This is a genomic window from Streptomyces sp. 3330, assembly GCF_031456635.1.
GTDB lineage: Bacteria > Actinomycetota > Actinomycetes > Streptomycetales > Streptomycetaceae > Streptomyces.
Window position 1 is genome coordinate 21,730 of record NZ_JAVDVA010000024.1, and the last position, 18,468, is coordinate 40,197.

Sequence of the window (18,468 nt, forward strand, 5' to 3'; positions counted from 1 at the left end):
ACCAGCGTGCGCCAGACGCCCCGCCCGGGCAAGGCGCGCCGGCCTAGCCCGCTCCGCCGGGGGCCGCGGCCGTGCCCAGCAGGGCCGACAGCTGCGGCGAGTAGGTGGCGTGCAGGACGAGCGCGGCGCTGCCCACCACCGCCGCGTCCGTGCCGAGCCAGGACGCCTCGACCTCGACGACGCGGACGTGCCGGGACAGGGGTCTGCTGGCCAGCGCGGCGGCGACGACCTCGACGTAGCGGGACTCGACGTGCTGGATGCCGTGGCCGCCGAGGACGATCAGGTCGACGTCGAGGAAGTTCGCGATGTCGACCGCGACCGAGGCGACGTGCTCCGCGGTCTCGTCGATGACGGCCGCCGCCACCGGGTCCCCGGCCGCCGCGGCCACCCCGATGGCGGCGTGGTCGACCGCCTCGGGACGCTCGGCGAACACCCGGGCCAGCGCACTGTCCGGATGCGGTCCCGCGGCGAGCCTGCGGTGCACCTCGGCGACGATCGCCGTGGGGTTCACGAGCCGCTCCAGACAGCCCCGGTTGCCGCAGTAGCACTCCGGCCCCTCGGGCAGTACGGAGGAGTGCCCGAACTCGCCCGCGTTGAGTGAACCGCCCCGGTACACCTGGTGGTTGAGGATGAGGCCACCGCCGACGCCGGTGCCGAAGAAGAAGTAGGCGAAGTCCGCCACGCCCTTTCCCTTGCCCGACCAGCGTTCGCCGACCGCGGCGGCGGTGGCGTCGTTGTCGAGCGTCACCGGCAGGCCGGTCGCCTCGCTCAGCATGTGCTGCACCGGCACCCGCGTCCAGCGGGCGAGCTGGGGCGCGCCGACGATGGCGCCGGACTCGAGGTCGATCGGCCCGGGGGTGGCGAGGCCGAGCCCGAGGACCTTGCTCCGGGCGACGCCCGTCTCGGCCAGCACGTCGGCGACCAGTTCCGCCATGTCCTTGATGACCTGGGCGGGGTCGGTGCCCGGGTCCGTGGGGCGCTTCTTGACGACCAGCGGCCGGCCGAGCAGGTCGACCACGGTGCAGCTGAGTTCCACGGGATCGAAGTGGAGTCCGACCGCGTTGCCCGCCTCGGCGTTGATGCGCAGGGTGGTGCGCGGCTTCCCGCCGCTGGACACCCTGCTCGCGCCGTCCTCCCGCACGATGCCCTCGTCGAGCAGGCGCCGCACGATGCCCGAGACCGTCTGCGGGGTGAGGCCCGTGTGCTGGGCGATCTCGACCCGGCTGATGCCGTCGGCGAGCTGGATCTGGTCCAGGACGACGGCCCGGTTGTATCGCCCGACCTTGGGAAGGTTCGTTCCTGCCTGCCGCACGCACGGTCCTCTCTCGATTACCCCTACAACCTATCTCTCGCGGCCCATTGACTTAGTAAAACAAATGGATTTAGTGTCCGGTCCCGCAGACGAAATCTCGGACACGAAGGCACAGGGCAGTGCCATCGGAGGCAAGTTGATGTCCATGCAATGCCGCAGGCCCGAAGGCTCGGGTGCGCCTCGGCGCGTGCCCGGCGGTGGGGAGCGCCGCTCATGACGCCCACCGCCCCGACCCTGCTGGAGATGCGGTCGATCACCAAGACCTTCCCCGGCGTGACCGCTCTCGCCGACGTCAGTCTCGTCGTGCGGGAGGGCGAGATCCACGCCATCTGCGGCGAGAACGGCGCCGGCAAGTCCACCCTCATGAAGGTGCTCAGCGGGGTGCACCCGCACGGCAGCTACACCGGCGACATCGTCTACCGCGGCGAGCATGTCCGGTTCCACGACATCCGGGCCAGCGAGCAGGCCGGTATCGCGATCATCCACCAGGAACTGGCCCTGGTCCCCGGCATGTCGATCACCGAGAACCTCTTCCTCGGGAACGAACCGCGCCGCCGCGGCGCCATCGACTGGAAGACGGCCCAGCGCCGCGCCCTGGAGCTGATGACGCGGGTGGGACTCCGGGAGGACCCCGACACCCTGATCAAGGACATCGGCGTCGGCAAGCAGCAACTCGTCGAGATCGCCAAGGCGTTCGCGAAGGACGTCAAGCTGCTGATCCTCGACGAGCCCACCGCGGCCCTCAACGAGGACGACTCGCAGCACCTGCTCGACCTGCTGCGCGGCTTCCGCGAGCGGGGCATCACCTCGATCATCATCTCGCACAAGCTGAACGAGATCGAGGCGGTGGCCGACACCATCACGATCCTGCGTGACGGGCGCACCATCGAGAGCCTCGACGTGCGGGCCGACGGCGTCAACGAGGACCGCATCGTGCGGGGCATGGTCGGCCGGGAGCTCGACAGCCGCTTCCCCGACCGCACGCCCGACATCGGCGAGGTCTTCTTCGAGGTCCGCGACTGGACGGTACGGCACCCGACCTCGGACGAGCGGATGGTGTGCAAGGGCTCGTCGTTCCATGTGCGCCGCGGGGAGATCGTCGGCTTCGCGGGGCTCATGGGCGCCGGCCGCACCGAACTCGCGATGAGTCTGTTCGGCCGCTCCTACGGCACCTGGCTGTCGGGGCGGGTCTTCAAGGACGGCGAGGAGATCCGGCTGAAGACCGTGTCGGACGCCATCCGGCACGGACTGGCCTACGTCAGCGAGGACCGCAAGTCGATCGGCCTCAACCTGCTCGACGACATCAAGACCTCGATGGTGGCCGCGAAGCTGTCGAAGATCGCCCGGCGGCGGGTCATCGACCCGGTGCGCGAGCACCGGGTCGCCGAGGAGTACCGCCGCAGCCTGCGGATCAAGACGCCCAGCGTCGACGAGGGCGTCGTCAAGCTCTCCGGCGGCAACCAGCAGAAGGTCGTCCTGGCGAAGTGGATGTTCACCGACCCGGACCTGCTGATCCTCGACGAGCCGACCCGTGGCATCGACGTGGGCGCCAAGTTCGAGATCTACGGGATCATCCAGCGGCTCGTCGCCCAGGGCAAGGGAGTCGTCGTCATCTCCTCCGAGCTGCCCGAGCTGATCGGCCTGTGCGACCGCATCTACACGGTGTTCGAGGGCACCATCACCGGCGATGTGGCGCGTGCCGACGCCGATCCGGAACTCCTGATGAAGCAGATGACCGCTACCAAGAAGAGCCCCACTCCATGAGCCGTATATCCGACCTTCAGAAGAACCTCTTCGGAGGCACGACCTCCAACGCCCGTCAGTTCGGCATGATCTCCACGCTGGTGGCGATCGTCCTGCTGTTCCAGATCTGGACCGACGGCCTGACGCTCACGTCCGGCAACCTCATCGCGGTCGTGAGCCAGTACTCCTACATCCTGATCCTGGCCATCGGGATGCTGATGGTGATCGTGGCCGGGCACATCGACCTGTCGGTCGGCTCCGTCGCCGCGTTCACCGGGATCGTCGTCGCCAAGGCGATGCAGGAGTACGACCTGCCGTGGCCCCTCGGCATCGCGCTCGGCCTGCTCGTCGGCGCCGCGATCGGCGCCTGGCAGGGCTTCTGGGTCGCCTACATCGGCGTGCCGGCCTTCATCGTGACCCTGGCCGGGATGCTGCTGTTCCGCGGCGGCAACCAGTACATCGGCAACGCCGACACGGTCCCGGTGCCCGAGGGCTTCCGCAAGATCGGCGCGGGCTTCCTGCCCGAGGTCGGCCCGGACACCGGGTACAACAACCTGACGCTGCTGCTCGGCGCGGCCGCCTGCGCGGGCGTGCTGTGGCGGGAGTGGCGGGCGCGCCGGACCCGCCACGAGATGCAGGCCGACCTGGCACCGCTGTGGGTCACGGGCATCCGCCTGGCCGTCATGTTCGGCGTGATCGTCTTCGCGACCCTGCGCTTCGCGGGCGGCCGGATCGGCACCAGCCTGCCGATCTCCGGGATCATCCTGATCGTCCTGGTCCTCGCGTACTCGCACTACACCCGCAATACGATCGGCGGCCGCCACATCTACGCCGTCGGCGGCAACGCGCGGGCGGCCGAACTGTCCGGTGTGAAGCTCAAGCGGGTCAACTTCCTCGTCATGATGAACATGTCGGTGCTGGCCGCGCTGGCCGGCATGATCTTCGTCGCCCGGTCCTCGGCCTCCGGTCCGCAGGACGGCCTGAGCTGGGAACTGGACGCCATCGCGGCCGTGTTCATCGGCGGCGCGGCGGTCTCCGGCGGCCTGGGCACCGTCAGCGGCTCGATCGTCGGCGGTCTGGTCATGGCACTGCTCAACAACGGCCTCCAACTGGAGGGCGTCGGGTCCGACATGGTCCAGATCATCAAGGGGCTGGTCCTCCTGCTCGCCGTCGCCTTCGACGTCTACAACAAGCGCCAGGGACGCTTCTCGGTCATCGGCGCCCTGACCCGCCCGTTCCGGCGGGACGACCCGGCGGCGCCGGCTCCACCGGCGGCTCCCGACGCCGACAAGACCAAGGTCGCGGGCTGACCGCACGGCCCGCACCTCCCCCGCCGCGCTCGACGGCACGCATCACTCCGGCAACCAGCACCGTACGAAGGGCCAACTCCACCATGCGCACACTCGTCATCAGAAGCATCGCCGCCGTCGGCGCCGCCGCCCTGCTCACCCTGGGCACGGCCTGCTCCAACGAACGTGAGGGCTCCACCGGCAGCGACAGCGCCGACGCCAAGGGCTTCGCGAAGGACTCCCTGATCGGCGTCGCCCTGCCCGCCAAGACCTCGGAGAACTGGGTGCTCGCCGGTGACCTGTTCACCGACGGGCTGAAGGACTCCGGCTTCAAGGCCGACGTCCAGTACGCGGGCGCCTCGACCACCGTCGCCGACCAGCAGGCGCAGATCTCCTCCATGGTCACCAAGGGCGCGAAGGTCATCGTGATCGGCGCGACCGACGCCTCACAGCTCGCGACCCAGGTGAAGCAGGCCAAGGAGGAGGGCGCCACCGTCATCGCCTACGACCGCCTCATCACCAACACCCCCGACGTCGACTACTACATCGCCTTCGACAACTTCAAGGTCGGCCAGCTCCAGGGCCAGGCGCTGATCGACGGCATGAAGGCGAAGAAGCCGAAGGGTCCCTGGACGATCGAGCTGTTCTCCGGGTCGCCGGACGACAACAACTCCAAGGTCTTCTTCGACGGCGCCATGGAGGTGCTGAAGCCCTTGATCGACAAGGGCGACATCGTTGTCGGCTCGGGGCAGACGGACATCAAGCAGACGGCGACCCAGGGCTGGAAGGCCGAGAACGCCCAGCAGCGCATGGACTCGCTGCTGACCTCGGCCTACGGCGGCAAGAAGACCCTCGACGGCGTCCTGTCCCCCAACGACACGCTCGCCCGCGCGATCCTCACCTCGGTCAAGGGCGCCGGCAAGGCGGTCCCGGTCGTCACCGGTCAGGACTCCGAGGTCGAGTCGGTGAAGTCGATCATGGCCGGTGAGCAGTACTCGACCATCAACAAGGACACCCGCAAGCTCGTCGCGGAGACCGTCAACATGGTCAAGGCCCTCCAGAAGGGCGACAAGCCGACCATCAACGACACCAAGTCCTACGACAACGGCAAGAAGGTCGTCCCGTCCTACCTGCTGCCGCCGGTCATCGTGACCAAGGAGAACGCGGCCGAGGCCTACGCGAACGACCCCAAGCTGGCGGCGCTCACCAAGTAGCACACAAGGAGCACGAACCGCGCGGCACCGGCCGAGTGGCACCGACCACCGTTCTCGCCCGCCCCGAAAGGCTCTCCGGGGCGGGCGAGAACGGTCATGCGCCCGGCGCCGGGTCGCAGCGGGCGCCGGCGCCCGCCTCCCGCGCGGCCGCCAGGCAGGCGAGCACCAGCGGCCTGCTGTCGTCCCGGGCGGCGGCCACCGCCAGCCGCGACGGGGAAATACCCCGGACCGGTACGGCGATCACCTTGTCCCGCACGACCAGCGGGGCGTTGCCGGTGGCCAGCAGCGCGATCCCCTGGCCGCCGGACACCGCCTCATGGGTCTCCTCGGCGCTGGCCACCACCCCGCCGACGCGCGGCGGACGGCCCCCTCGGGCGTCGAGGGCGAGCCAGTAGTCCCGCAACGGGCCGGCCTCCTCGGGGAGAGCGAGGAAGGGCTCGTCCAGCAGGTCGGCGAAGTCCACCATGCTCTCGGCGTCGGACGCGGCCCGCGCCGCCAGAGGATGCCCGCGCGGCAACGCGACCAGCCGCGGCTCGCGGGCCACCACGGCGTACCGGTAGCGGTCCTCGTCCGGCAACGGCAGCCAGACGAAGGCCACGTCGCTGGACCCGTCCGCCAACCCGGCGCTGGGATCGGCCCAGTTGACCTGACGCAGGACGGGTCGCGCGTCCGGACAGCGGGCCAGCAGGCGGGTCCGCAGGGCGGGCAGCAGTCCGCGGCCCGGGCTGGTGGACATGCCGATCACCAGAGTGCGCCGCTCGGCGCTCACCGTCTCCCGCACCGCCTCCTCCGCCGCGCGCCAGGCGGCCAGCACCTCGTGCGCGTGCGGCAGCAGGGCCTCCCCCACGGCGGTCAACCGCACCGTCCGCCGGTCCCGTTCGAACAGGACCACGCCCAGTTGCCTCTCCAGCATCCGAATCTGTTTGCTCAGCGCGGGCTGGGAGACGAACAGCCGCTCGGCGGCCCGGGTGAAGCTCAGCTCCTCGGCGACCGCGGTGAAGTAGCGCAGATCGCGTCCATGGACGTCCATGACTCATGGCTATCACAGCGGGTCTTGGACGCCGTCCCGGCGCCCGGCGAAGGATGGGAGCCGCCGGACGGGGAGCCCGGACGGCGGTGGACGAGGGAGACGAAGATGAGCGAGAACGCCAAGGTCTGGCTGGTCACCGGCGCGAGCAGCGGTTTCGGGCGGGCCATCGCGCAGGCCGCGGTCGCCGCCGGCGACACGGTGATCGGCACGGCCCGCCGGGTCGAGGCGCTGGACGACCTGGTCGCCGCGCACCCGGACCGTGTGGAGGCGATCAGGCTGGACGTCACCGACGGCGAGCGCGTCGACGCGGTGGCCGCCGACGTCCTCGCCCGGTACGGGAGGGTGGACGTGGTGGTGAACAACGCCGGCCGCACCCAGGTCGGGGCGTTCGAGGAGACCACCGACCAGGAGCTGCGCGATCTGTTCGAGCTGCACGTGTTCGGCCCGGCGCGGCTGACCCGGGCGCTGCTGCCGCAGATGCGGGAACGGGGCGACGGAGCCGTCGTGAACATCAGCAGCTTCGGCGGCCAGCTGTCCTTCGCCGGATTCTCCGCGTACAGCGCGACCAAGGCGGCGCTGGAGCAGCTGTCGGAGGGCCTGGCCGACGAGGTGGCCCCGTTCGGCATCAAGGTGCTGATCGTGGAGCCCGGGGCGTTCCGCACCAACCTGTTCGGCAAGGGCGCGGCCTACTTCTCCGCGGAGAACCCGGCGTACGCGGAGAAGGTCGGCGCGACCCGGCGGCTGGTGCGGGGCGGCGACGGTGATCAGCCCGGCGACCCGGCGAAGGCCGCTGCGGCGATCCGGCAGGCGCTGGACGCCGAGAACACCCCGCTCCGGCTCGCCCTCGGCGGCGACGCGGTCGACTTCCTGACCCGCCACCTGGACTCCGTCCGGGCCGAGCTCGCCGCGTGGGAGAAGGTCTCCCGGGGGACGGACTTCGACACGGAGTGACCGCCCGTCCGGCCGGCCCGGCGGCACCGCCCGCCGGGCCGGCCGGACGTCCGTCGGGGTGCGGGGCCGCCGAGGGCGTCGCGCGCCCCGGGGAGCTGGTCGGACCGCCGGACCGGCCGACGGAGGGCACCGCCCGGGCACCGGCCCCCCTTGCCCGGCACGCATACGATATTGCCCATGACGCAAGAACCCGGTGAGCTGGAGAGCCTGGTCCGCAAACGGATCCGCGCGCTGCGCCTGGCCCAGGGCTGGTCCCTGGAGGAGCTGGCGGCCCGCGCCCAGGTCAGCCAGTCCACGCTCAGCCGCATCGAGAACGGCAGGCGCCGCCTGGCCCTGGACCAGCTCGTGACCCTCGCCCGCGCCCTGGAGACCTCCCTGGACCAGCTCGTCGAGACCGCCGCGGACGACGTCGTCTCCAACCCGATGATCGACGCGGCCCACGGGACGATGCGCTGGCCCCTCAAGGCGGAGCCCGGCGTGACGGTGATACGTCAGCGCATGACGGACCCGCCGCCCGACCATCCCTCGCGCATGCGCGCCCACCCGGGCCGCGAATGGCTCGTCGTCCTCTCCGGCACCGCGATCCTGCTGCTGGGCAACCGGCGCTTCCGGGTCGAGACCCACCAGGCGGCGGAGTTCCCCACGATGCTCCCGCACGCCATCGGCGCGGAGGGCGGGCCGTGCGAGGTCCTGGGCATCTTCGACCGCGACGCCCGCCGCGGCCACCAGCGCGGCGACGGCGCCGGAAAAGCGGACCGCCCCTCGCCGTGACCGCCTTCTTGCCTCTCGCGCAATCCGGACGACGATCGCCTTGCGCATTCCGCAACGGGCACCGCCACCCGCCGTCCGCCCGCTTAGCGTGAGCGCATGAATCCCCCTTCCCCGCACCCGGGCCACCCTGCCGCGCACAGCCGACTTCACGAGCAGGAGCAGGTGAACCGGCAGGACCACGAGCACGACCACCCTCACGACCACGAGCACGACCAGTCGGAGATCCTCGACCTGGACGCGGAAGTGCTCGCCGAGCACATCGCGTCCATCACCGCCTGGCTGCCCGTCGCGAGCAGCCCCTCCCGGATCGTGGACCTGGGCTGCGGGACCGGCGCGGGCACCCTCGCTCTGCTGGAGCGCTTCCCCGAGGCCCAGGTGACGGCCGTCGACGTCTCGGACGCGCACCTGGACCGCCTGCGGGAGAAGGCCGCCGCAGCCGGAGCGGCCGACCGCGTGCGGGTCGTGCGGGCGGACCTGGACGCCCCGGCGTGGCCCGGGCTCGGCACGCCGGAGCTGGTCTGGGCCTCGGCCTCCCTGCACCACATGGCCGACCCGGCCCGTGCCCTGCGCCAGGTCCACGACCTGCTCGCGCCTTACGGACTGTTCGCTGTCGTCGAACTGGCCGGCTTCCCCCGGTTCCTGCCCGGGAACGCCCCGCAGGACGCTCCGGGTCTGGAGGAGCGCTGTCACGCCGCGCTCGACCGCCACCACGCCGAGCGGCTCCCCCACCGCGGTGCCGACTGGGGCGCCGCGCTGGCGGAGGCCGGTTTCACCGTCGAGGACGAACGCACCGTCACCGTCGACATCGGCCCGCCCCACGGCGACGCGGTCGGTCGCTACGCGCTGAGCAGCCTGCGCCGGATGCGCGGCGGGGTCGCGGACCTCCTGACGGCGGGGGATCTGACCGCCTTCGACCGGCTGCTCGACCCCGACGGCCCACACGGCGTCCTGCACCGCACCGATCTGCGCGTGCGGACCGAACGCACGGTGTGGGCCGCCCGCAGCCTCCAGCGGCCGGTGCCCGTCTCACCTCACGGGTAGCTCACCAGGTTGGCCACGTTGGTGCCGGAGTTGGACGGTCCGCCCCGGTCGTTGATGACGTGCCGGATGGTTCCGGTTCCGCCGAGCGAGACCGTCACCATGTTCTGGAAGCGCACGTTCGGGTTGGCCGGGACTTCGAAGGCGTGCTCGGCCGTGACGCTCGGGTTGACGTTGAAGTAGCAGTAGCTGCCGAGTCCGTAGGCCTGGTGGCTGGTGACCGAGTTCGCGACCTTGTAGGCGGCGTAGCCCTGGGTGGAACCGTTCATCCAGGCGGCCTGGTTGGGCGGGTCGTAGGGCATCTCGTTCTGATAGAAGTACGTCCGTCCGCCGTTGCCGTTCCAGAGGGTCTGGTGCTTCTGGTAGTGCTCGACGAACAGGCCGTACATGGTGACGTCGTCGCCGTTGACCACGAGGCCGGTGTCGGCCGTGTTGGTGGTCCAGCCCACCCCGCTGCCGTGGTCGGCCCGCCAGATCCACATGTGGTCGCCGATGACGTCGTCGCTGTTGACGACGAGGCTGGTGGTCGCCTTGCCCACGGCGGCCCCGCCGACCCGGAAGTACACGTCGTGCAGGGAGGTGGGGTTCGCGGTGTGGTCGGCGGCGGCACCGGCCGGGCCGATCTCCACAAGCGTCTGCGAGTTGGTGGTACCCGCGTCGAACAGGACGCCGGCGACCTTCACTCCGTCGACGTCGGCGACGGTCATGGCGGTGACGCCGTTGTCCGGGACGAAGGTGGCCAGGCCGAGCCCGAGCACCACGGTGTCGGGGCGGGTCACCCGCAGGGTCTGGTTCAGGTGGTACACACCCGGGGTGACCAGCAGGTTCTTGCCCGCGTCGAGAGCGGCGTTGATCTGTGCGGCGGTCGCGCCCGGCTTGACGACGAAGAACTGGTCGATACCGAGCGAGCTGCCCGCGGCGGTCCCGTTCGCCCAGGTGGTGGCCGAGGAGTTGGCCCGCAGGGACGGGACGAACACCTTGTAGGCGCCCGCGGAGTCCACGTACAGGAAGGGCTTCTCCCGCACGGTGGGAGTCTGAGCGACTGTGGTGTAGGGCGGGTTGGGGAAGCTGTTGCCGGGTACGCCCTGGCTGCCGACGAAGACCATGTTCCAGTTGGAGCCCGTCCAGCTGCCCAGTTGGGAGTTGCGGGTCAGCCACTGCTGCTGGGTGCCGGACCGCACCTGGCCGTCGATCTTGCTGTCCGCCATGAACCCGCCGCTGGACCAGCCCCCGTCGCTCAGCTCCAGGTTGCCGCGGACGTGCATACGGCGGTAGCCGGACGCCTGCGAGACCGCCCAACGGTCGGTGCCGCCGGTCGGGTTGACCGACAGGTTCTCGGCGCCGCGCCAGAAGTTCTGGGTGGCGTTCTGCGGCGGGAACCAGTCGGCCTCCACGTGCACGGCGCCGTTGATGGTGACCGAGTCGGGCGACTGTCCGAGTCCCAGGACCTGGGTGTAGAAACCGACGTTGACGTCGTTGCTGTACGTGCCGGGCTTGAACATGACCGCGTAGCGCTGGGAGCCGAACTGGTTCGTCTCCTGTTGCTGGAAGATCGAGTTCAGCCGGCTCTGGATGGTGGACGACGGCATCGACGGGTCGAAGACGACGACGTTGGGGCCGAGGTCGACGTCTCCGGGGGCGGTACTCACCGGTGCGACCTGGAAACGCTGGGCGGCCGTGCCGTTGCACGTGTACTGCACCAGCTGGACGCTGTCGGCCGTCGAGGCGGACGGGACGTCGAGGCACTTGCCGCTGTTGCGGTTGACGAAGTGGTAGGCGCCGCCGCCCTCGTCGACCGCCTGCCACTGCTGGTTGGCGCCGCCGCCGTACGTCCACAGGTGCACGGCGGCGTTGTCGGCGGTGGACACGTCGCTCACGTCCACGACCTGCTGGGCGTCGTTGCGGTTGCCGATCCGCACGAAGCCGTCGCTGGTCGCCGTGAAACTCCACTGCTGGGCGGTGCTGTTGTTGCAGGTGTACTGCTGTACGGCGGTGCCGTTCACGGTCGCGGCGGACCGGGCGTCCAGGCATTTGCCGCTGCCGGAGTTCACCACCGTGGACCAGCCGGTCGGCAGGGCGGTGGCCGCGTCGGTCGCGGCCCGGGAGGGCTGGGCGCCGGTGAAGAGCGAGAGGGCCGTGGCCGCGGCCACGGAGGCCGCGACCCAGGGGCCGGCGAGGGATGGTCGGGGAATGCGGAGCACGTCTTCTCCTGTGCCGCCCGAAGCGGCGTGAGGGGGGATCCGGGGAAGGGCCGGTCGGCCGGGTGGGGTGCGCGCGGGCCGGTCAGCCGGCGTACTGCGCGAAGACCCGGGTGAAGTCCCAGGGCTGCTGGGAGACGCCCGAGCAGGTGTCGGCGCCGCCGCCGGTGCAGGGCCGGTCGCGGTTGACCGACCAGAAGGTCAGCCGGGCCAGGTGACGCTGCTGGGCGTAGGCCAGGATGGTCCTGAAGTCGGCGACGGTCACCGTCTCGCTGTTGTCGGTGATGCCGTTCATCGAGGAGATGCCGGTGTGCCGGTAGGCCTGGTCGTCCGAGTAGCCGTACGCGTTCTTCACCGCGGTCTTGAGTCCCTCGGCGGCCCGGACGGTGAGCTGGCCCATGTTCTGGCCCGCGCCGCCGAAGTCGAACGGCATGATCGTCCAGCTGTCCACGGTGAGACCGGACGCGGCGGCCCTGCCGATCAGGCTGCTGTCGGGGCCGTTCTGTCCGGTGCCGAAGGTGATGTACACCTTGATCCCGGGGTTGTCGGCCTTGACGGTCTTCAACGCGTCGACCGTGCGCTGCTGCACGGTCGGGCTGTCGTACGCCGCCGCCTCGATGTCGATGTCGATCGCCTTGAGCCCGTAGGCGTTGATCACCTTCTGGTAGGCGGCGGCCAGTTCGCCCGCGCTGCCGCAGGAGCTCTCCAGCTTGTTGCCGCTCCAGCCGCCGAAGGACGGGATCACGTCACCGCCGGCTCCCCGGACGGTGGTGACGGTCTGCTGGTCGACTCCCCCGGTCAGCGGACGGCTGCCGTCCCACTGCGGGTTGCAGTAGCCGTTGCTGAGGACGAAGGCGAGCGTGAACCACTTGACGCCGGTCGCGTTCATCACGGTGGTGGGGCTGGGCGGGCTGCCCCAGCCGTTGTAGAGGTACGGCGCGACGGCCATGGCCCCCGGTCCGGGCGCCGGCTCTCCCCCGCCGGCGGGCGCCGTCCACTTCTGGTTGGCGGATCCGGTGCAGGTCCAGATCTGCAGCCGGGTGCCGTTGGCCGAACTGTTGCCGGTCGCGTCCAGGCACTTGTCCGCCTGCGGATTGACGATGTCCCGCGCGGCGGTGACGGTCCACTGCTGGGCCGCGCTGCCGTTGCAGTCCCACAGCTGCGTCGGGGTCCCGTCCGCGGTGCCGCCCGAGGCGACGTCCAGGCACTTGCCGAGCGCGCGGATCGTGCCGTCGGCCCCCACCGTCCACTGCTGGGCGGCGGTGCCGTTGCAGTCGTACAGCTGCACCGCCGTGCCGTTGGCCGTGGCGGCGCCCGCGATGTCGACGCACTTGCCGCCGAGGCCGGTGATCTGCCCGGCGGCGGCCGCGGCGCCGCTCGCCGGTGTGCCGTCGAGGCCGGTGAGCAGGGCGGCCGCGGCCGCCGCGCCCAACGCGCCGCGTACCGCGCGGCGGTGCGGGAAGCTCCGGGTCATCGGGTCACCGTCCATTTCTGCTGCGCGGCGCCGGTACAGGTCCAGATCTGCAGCCGGGTGCCGTTGGCCGAGCTGCCGCCCGTGGCGTCCAGGCATTTGTTCGCCTGCGGATTGACGATGTCCCGGGCGGCGGGGACGGCCCATTGCTGGGCGGCGGTGCCGTTGCAGTCCCACAGCTGGACGGGGGTGCCGTCCGCCGTGCCGCCCGAGGCGACGTCCAGGCACTTGCCGAGCGCGCGGATCGTGCCGTCGGCCCCCACCGTCCACTGCTGGGCGGCGGTGCCGTTGCAGTCGTACAGCTGCACCGCCGTGCCGTTGGCGCTGTTGGCCCCGGCCACGTCCACGCACTTGCCGGCGAGGCCCGTGATGGGTCCGCTGCCGCCCGGCTGGGCGGTGTCCGTGCTCACGCGGACGTAGTCGACCAGGAGTTGCTGGGGGAAGACCGTGCTGCCGTCGGGGTCTCCGGGCCAGTAGCCGCCGACCGCGAGGTTGAGGATCAGGAAGAAGGGCTTGTCGAAGACCCACTGCCGTCCGCCGAGGTCGGCGGGGGTGCGCCGCTGGTAGACGGTGCCGTCGACGGACCAGGTGATCGCGTTCGGGCTCCAGTCGACGGCGAAGGTGTGATAGGCGTCGGCGAACGCCTGTCCGCCGGGCAGGGTGTACCCGGCGCCGATGCCACCGGAGCCCGAGTAGCCGGGACCGTGCAGGGTGCCGTGGACGGTGGACGGCTCGAAGCCCACGTTCTCCATGACGTCGATCTCGCCGGAGGCGGGCCAGCCGACCTGGCCGATGTCGTTGCCCAGCATCCAGAACGCGGGCCACATGCCCTGCCCGCGCGGGACCTTCATCCGGGCTTCGACCCGGCCGTACGTCGTGGTGAACCGGCCGGCCGTGTTCAGCCGGGCGGAGGTGTACTCGCACCGGCCGTACCAGCACTGGTAGTTGCCCGGGTTCTCCCGGCGCGCGGTGATCACCAGATGGCCCTGGCCGTCCAGAGCGGCATTGCGGTTGCCCGCGGTGTAGTACTGCCGCTCGTGGTTGTTGACGTTGTCACCGGTCTCGATCTGCCACCGGGAACCGTCCACGGCGGAACCGGCGGGTCCGTCGAACTCCTCGGAGAACGTGACGGCGGCCGCCCGGGGCGCCGCGACGGTGCGGGCGGCGGGTTCCGCCCCGGTCGGAGACACGCCCAGCGCCGGTCCGGTGGACAGCGACGCGAAGGCGAGGAGCGCGGCCAGCGACAACAACGGGCGCCGGAGCAGGCGCGGAGAGGCCATGGCTCTCCCTTCCTGGCACATCACGGACAGTCACGACATGGTCATGACATCCGTGGGCGCGGCCGGGCGGCTCGCCGCAGACCGCGCCGAATGGGTGGGGGGTGCGAACCAGCCTTGGCAGGGGCTTAGTTCATTACGTGATTTAAGAAGTGAGTAATGACCCTGTCAAGAGTTTGGTCTGGACCAGATTCGGGAGCCGGCACTGGGAGGCCGGATCCGGAAGGTCCGCGCCCGGGACCGAGCACGTCCGGGCCGAGCCCGGACGCCGCGGAGGGGGCGGTTCGGCGCAGGGGAAGCGCGCGAACGGGGCCGAGCACCCGCACCCCTCGCGCCGCACCGCCGCAGTCACCAGGGGTGCGGGCAGATCAGCGGGCCGAGGGCGTGGTGCGGCGGTAGCCCGGGTGGCCGTAGACCATGTGCTCACGCATGGCCAGCACGACAGCACGAGCCGACTCCGGAGCACCCGACTTGACCACTTCACTGACTGACTTCCGCGGCGATGCGCAGACCGGACACGTTGCCGGGTCGACCGGCCCGGGGCGGGGCGCACGCAGATCAAGCAGCGCCAGCATTGCCGGGGCCGTCACGCCGGGCACTCCACATGCCGGTATTGGACAGCGGGACCAGCCGACGCAATTCGACGCACCCCATCAAGACTCTTGACCGAACGTCGGCAACTCGCGCACTTCGAACCGGACGGCGCGTAGGTCACGTATTCCGTCTGTCGCGCGTCGGTATCCGCTGCGCTTTGGCTCGCCACAGTTGCTGTCTCCTCGGTCGGGAATACGGCTCCACCCTCCGGCCGGAATGGATCTCCAACAAGGGGCCCATGTGAGCCAGGCGTGGGCCACCCTCGGGGCATGAGCAGCGGTAGCGGGGCCCACATCAAAAGAGAGCGGGAAAGGCTCGGCTGGAGTCAGTCCCGGTTAGCGCGGGAGGTCTGCCGGGCCGCTGCTGTCGCCGGTGAGCCGATCACCCGGCACGAGGTGAGCCGGTGGGAGCGTGGAGCCCGCACGCCGCGCGAGTGGTCGCCTTTCCTCGCTGCCACTCTCAAGGTCCCCGTAGAAACCCTTACAGCGCCACGGACGGCCGCTGAACCGCCGCCCCCCCCCCCCCCCCCGGCTCGCCGACTTCCTGCCCGTCGAGGACCCTCTAGAGCCGCTACGCGGCCGTACGGGGGCCGTATCGGGACCGCACAGGTTGCTGATCTAGTGCAGCGGGTGCACGGCCTACGACTCGCCGACGACTACATGGCCGGGGACGACTTGTTGCGGCCAGCACTGCGGGAGCTTCGCAAGGCTGTTCGAATGTTCCGTGGACAATCGTACACCGAAATGACCGGCCGTCAACTCCTCATACGGATTAGCGAGTTGGCGCAGATCGCCGGTTGGATCGCGTCGGATGCTGGCCAGCACAGCGAGGCGGAGCGTATCTATCGGCTCGGGCTGAGCGCGGCCACGCAGGCCGAGCATCGGACCCTTGCCGGGAAGCTCGCCGGGAGCCTCGCTTACCAACTGAGCAATGTCGGAAGGAAAGTTGAGGGGCTAGACCTTGCCCGGGCCGCCCTCGACGGGGCCGGGCAGGACACACCGCCAAAGGCTCGCGCGCTGTATCTCGACCGGGTGGCATGGGCCCACACGAAAGCGGGCGGTGCCGAGAATGCGCAGGCAGCAGTGCGAGCCCTCGGGGAGGCAAGCCAGACACTCAGCGAGGACAGCGAGGGGGCCGAGAATCCCGTCTGGACTTACTGGGTCAACGCTGGCGAACTCCAAGTTATGGAGGCTCGCGTAATGACCGAACTCTGCCGACCGCTTCGCACTGTTCCACTGCTCCGTGATGCGCTCGGCCGGTACGACGCCACGCACACCCGCGAATCGGCGCTCTACAGTTCGTGGTTGGCCGTTGCGATGGCGGCGAACCCGAGGAATCAGCGGCCGTTGCCGAACGGATCATCTCCCTATCGGCGGACGTCGCGAGCGAGCGCACAGCGGAACGGGACCGGGTCGTCCTCGCCCGACTCGCCGAGTATGCCGGCGCCCCCGAGGTGCGGGCAGTACTGGACAGCACGGCGGCATAGCGACTCACGACCCGAGAACACTCCTGGCTGATCACTGGGCAAAGGCAAAAACGTTCCAGAGCAGGGCACTTGTGCGGCAAGGGGCGGGTCCGGTAGGTCTGTGCAGGTGAACTCCACCGCTAAGCCTCCCTCCGAGGACGACAAACCCCCCTCTGCCGCCGAGAAAGCGAAGAACCTGATCAAGAAGCACAAGAAGAAGATCATCACTGTCGGCGGCACGGTCCTCGTCGTCGCAACCGGCGTGCTCATCCATCTCGCCAAGAGTCAGCACAGCGGCGACGCCGTCGAAACCTGGTCGCCGTTCCCCGGCCCCGCATCCGAGGAGCAGGAAGGCGAAGCGCAGTGCGTTGAATGCGAGACAAGCTTTGACGTCGCAGAGGCGCGAACTCAATACCAGTCGGAGCCCGGAGCGGGAGAGGGCGAGTATGACGACCTGCACGGCGGGGAATGGTGCGCAGAATGCGCTGTAGCGCGAGCAGAAGGGCTTGAAAACCAGGGTCGTGCAATCTTCATGATGAATGGGGATGAAGACTACGACGATGATTTTGTGCAAAAGTGGTTGTGAGGGACTAGGCGGAATTTAGGGCCTTCAGCCGGTCCCCAACCCTTACCGAAGATTCCTCAGAAACGCCAAAAGCCCCGCACCGGCCACCAGAGAGGCAGCAGGTACGGGGCAAGCGCCTAGGAACGTTCCTAAGAGGTCGAGCGGGTGTGTCCGGTCGCGCGCATGAAGCACCGGGCGGGAGCTTGAGGTAAACCGCATACAAGGGTCCACGGCCAGAATCTCTCCTTCGGTTCCGCAAATAGCACAACCCCCAGACCGGGCGGCAAGCACTTCCTCATACTCGCGAGCATTAATGCCGTACCGCGGTCTTGGTCGTACGGCCCTCCCACTCGGCGGCGTATCCGGCGAGTCGCGGGTCACGCAGGATGCGAAGCACAGTCGTGGATCCCCAAGAGGGGGCGTCGGTCGGTTCGGACACTGCGCGCTTACGTCGGGCTGCGAGTCGCTTAGAGCCGTCCTCTGCAAGCGCGCCAATCTTTGTGGGAGCGCCGGTTTCGTTCAGCTTCCGAGCGATGCCAGCGGCGGATAGACCATCGGCCGCCCACTGCGCCATGTCTCGGACTACCGGTGCTTCAACGAGGTCGGGAACCAGCTTTACGACGGTGAGCTCTCCTCGCTGCTCACGCTCGCTGCGAAAGCCGTATGGCGCGATACCCGACACGTGGGAGCCTGCCGCGCGCAGCGTCTCTTTCGTCGCCGTCACGTACGCCGACTTGAGGTCGGATTCCTGCTGTGCCAGTGCGGCGATGAGACCGAAGATGGCGACGCCCATGGGGGTGGACGTGTCCAGGTACGGCTCCTCGACACTGACCAGTCGGACGCCGTGGCGGGAGAGCTCCTCGTTGATCCGCATGGCTTCCAGCGCACCCTGTCGGGTGAGCCGGGACAGCGAGAAGACGACCACCACGTCTACGTGGCCACCACGAACGGCGGCCATCAGTTCCTCGAACTCGGGGCGGGTGACGTTCGGGTCCCAGCCGGACTTGCCGACGTCGGCAAAGTGTCCGGCGATCTCCCAACCCTTGGCCGTGATCAGGGCCTCACACTTTGTCTTCTGTGCCTCAGGGGACGACTTACTGTCGTCTTCCCGCTTCTTCGACTGGCGGATGTAAGAAACTGCTCGCACGTGGTCCAAGTTACGGACCCCAGACTTGAAAGGTGTCATGTGCCTAGTGTGGTCAAGATCAACGTACTGACCGTCCCGGCGGAACAGCGGGAGACCCTCGAGAAGCGGTTCGCCGCACGAGCCCACGCCGTCGAGAACTCCGACGGCTTCGAGTGGTTCGAGCTGCTCCGCCCGGTCGAGGGCACCGACACCTACCTCGTCTACACGCGCTGGCGTGACGAGGAGTCGTTCAAGGCCTGGATGGAGGGCCCCATGAAGTCCGCCCACCGGGGCGGCACGGAGGGGGAGCGCCCCAAGCCCGCGGCCTCGGGCTCCACCCTCTGGTCCTTCGAGGTGGTGCAGCAGACAGCGCCGAAGAGCGAGTAGCCGCCCCCGGGGCGGGGGGCCGCCGCGCCGTCCACCC

General features: G+C 69.8%; 14 protein-coding genes. 8 read left to right on the forward strand and 6 right to left on the reverse strand.

Annotated elements, in window-relative coordinates; translation table 11 throughout:
- Nucleotides 1-43 precede the first annotated feature (43 nt).
- A complete protein-coding gene (locus tag J2X68_RS31610) occupies nt 44-1,312 on the reverse strand; it encodes an ROK family transcriptional regulator (protein WP_310436023.1) in 1,269 nt (422 codons plus the stop codon).
- 213 nt (nt 1,313-1,525) lie between these two features.
- Here J2X68_RS31610 and mmsA point away from each other — a divergent pair, with 213 nt between their 5' ends.
- From mmsA to J2X68_RS31625, 3 genes are all read left to right on the forward strand, one after another.
- Entirely contained in the window at nt 1,526-3,076 is a 1,551-nt protein-coding gene (mmsA, locus tag J2X68_RS31615; protein ID WP_310436024.1) for a multiple monosaccharide ABC transporter ATP-binding protein, read from the forward strand.
- Nucleotides 3,073-4,365 (forward strand): multiple monosaccharide ABC transporter permease, encoded by a 1,293-nt coding sequence (mmsB, locus tag J2X68_RS31620; protein WP_310436025.1) that lies wholly within the window; start codon nt 3,073-3,075, stop codon nt 4,363-4,365. Before mmsA ends, mmsB begins: the two co-directional genes overlap by 4 nt.
- Before the next feature lie 83 nt (nt 4,366-4,448).
- A complete protein-coding gene (locus J2X68_RS31625; protein WP_310436026.1) occupies nt 4,449-5,558 on the forward strand; it encodes a substrate-binding domain-containing protein in 1,110 nt (369 codons plus the stop codon).
- 94 nt (nt 5,559-5,652) lie between these two features.
- On the opposite strand, the gene J2X68_RS31630 is transcribed toward J2X68_RS31625, so the two are convergent.
- Nucleotides 5,653-6,588 (reverse strand): LysR family transcriptional regulator, encoded by a 936-nt coding sequence (locus J2X68_RS31630; RefSeq protein ID WP_310436027.1) that lies wholly within the window; start codon nt 6,586-6,588, stop codon nt 5,653-5,655.
- Nucleotides 6,589-6,693: 105 nt separating this feature from the next.
- Here J2X68_RS31630 and J2X68_RS31635 point away from each other — a divergent pair, with 105 nt between their 5' ends.
- The 3 genes from J2X68_RS31635 (at nt 6,694) to J2X68_RS31645 (ending at nt 9,351) form a co-directional block, all read left to right on the forward strand.
- Nucleotides 6,694-7,539 carry an oxidoreductase gene (locus J2X68_RS31635; protein WP_310436028.1) on the forward strand — a complete coding sequence of 282 codons (846 nt, stop codon included), beginning with the start codon at nt 6,694-6,696 and terminating at the stop codon, nt 7,537-7,539.
- Nucleotides 7,540-7,716: 177 nt separating this feature from the next.
- Nucleotides 7,717-8,310, forward strand: coding sequence for an XRE family transcriptional regulator (locus J2X68_RS31640; protein WP_310436029.1), 594 nt, complete (start codon nt 7,717-7,719; stop codon nt 8,308-8,310).
- A 96-nt stretch (nt 8,311-8,406) separates the two neighbouring features.
- Entirely contained in the window at nt 8,407-9,351 is a 945-nt protein-coding gene (locus J2X68_RS31645) for a class I SAM-dependent methyltransferase (protein ID WP_310436030.1), read from the forward strand.
- On the opposite strand, the gene J2X68_RS31650 is transcribed toward J2X68_RS31645, so the two are convergent.
- The 3 genes from J2X68_RS31650 to J2X68_RS31660 form a co-directional block, all read right to left on the reverse strand.
- Nucleotides 9,342-11,549, reverse strand: coding sequence for an RICIN domain-containing protein (locus J2X68_RS31650; RefSeq protein ID WP_310436031.1), 2,208 nt, complete (start codon nt 11,547-11,549; stop codon nt 9,342-9,344). The two genes, J2X68_RS31645 and J2X68_RS31650, sit on opposite strands and share 10 nt — an antisense overlap.
- 82 nt (nt 11,550-11,631) lie before the next feature.
- Nucleotides 11,632-13,020, reverse strand: coding sequence for a ricin-type beta-trefoil lectin domain protein (locus tag J2X68_RS31655; protein ID WP_399041310.1), 1,389 nt, complete (start codon nt 13,018-13,020; stop codon nt 11,632-11,634).
- Nucleotides 13,017-14,297: a ricin-type beta-trefoil lectin domain protein gene (locus tag J2X68_RS31660; RefSeq protein WP_310436033.1), complete on the reverse strand. Its 1,281-nt coding sequence runs from the start codon at nt 14,295-14,297 to the stop codon at nt 13,017-13,019. Before J2X68_RS31660 ends, J2X68_RS31655 begins: the two co-directional genes overlap by 4 nt.
- Nucleotides 14,298-16,480: 2,183 nt before the next feature.
- Between J2X68_RS31660 and J2X68_RS31665 the strand changes: the two genes are divergently transcribed.
- A complete protein-coding gene (locus J2X68_RS31665) occupies nt 16,481-16,939 on the forward strand; it encodes a hypothetical protein (RefSeq protein ID WP_310436034.1) in 459 nt (152 codons plus the stop codon).
- A gap of 289 nt (nt 16,940-17,228) precedes the next feature.
- Here J2X68_RS31665 and J2X68_RS31670 read toward each other — a convergent pair whose 3' ends face one another.
- Nucleotides 17,229-18,104, reverse strand: a complete 876-nt coding sequence (locus J2X68_RS31670; RefSeq protein ID WP_310436035.1) for a recombinase family protein — start codon at nt 18,102-18,104, stop codon at nt 17,229-17,231.
- On the opposite strand from J2X68_RS31670, the gene J2X68_RS31675 reads away from it, so the two are divergent.
- Nucleotides 18,105-18,431 (forward strand): antibiotic biosynthesis monooxygenase, encoded by a 327-nt coding sequence (locus J2X68_RS31675; protein WP_310436036.1) that lies wholly within the window; start codon nt 18,105-18,107, stop codon nt 18,429-18,431. It begins immediately after the preceding gene.
- The last annotated feature ends 37 nt before the right edge of the window (nt 18,432-18,468 follow it).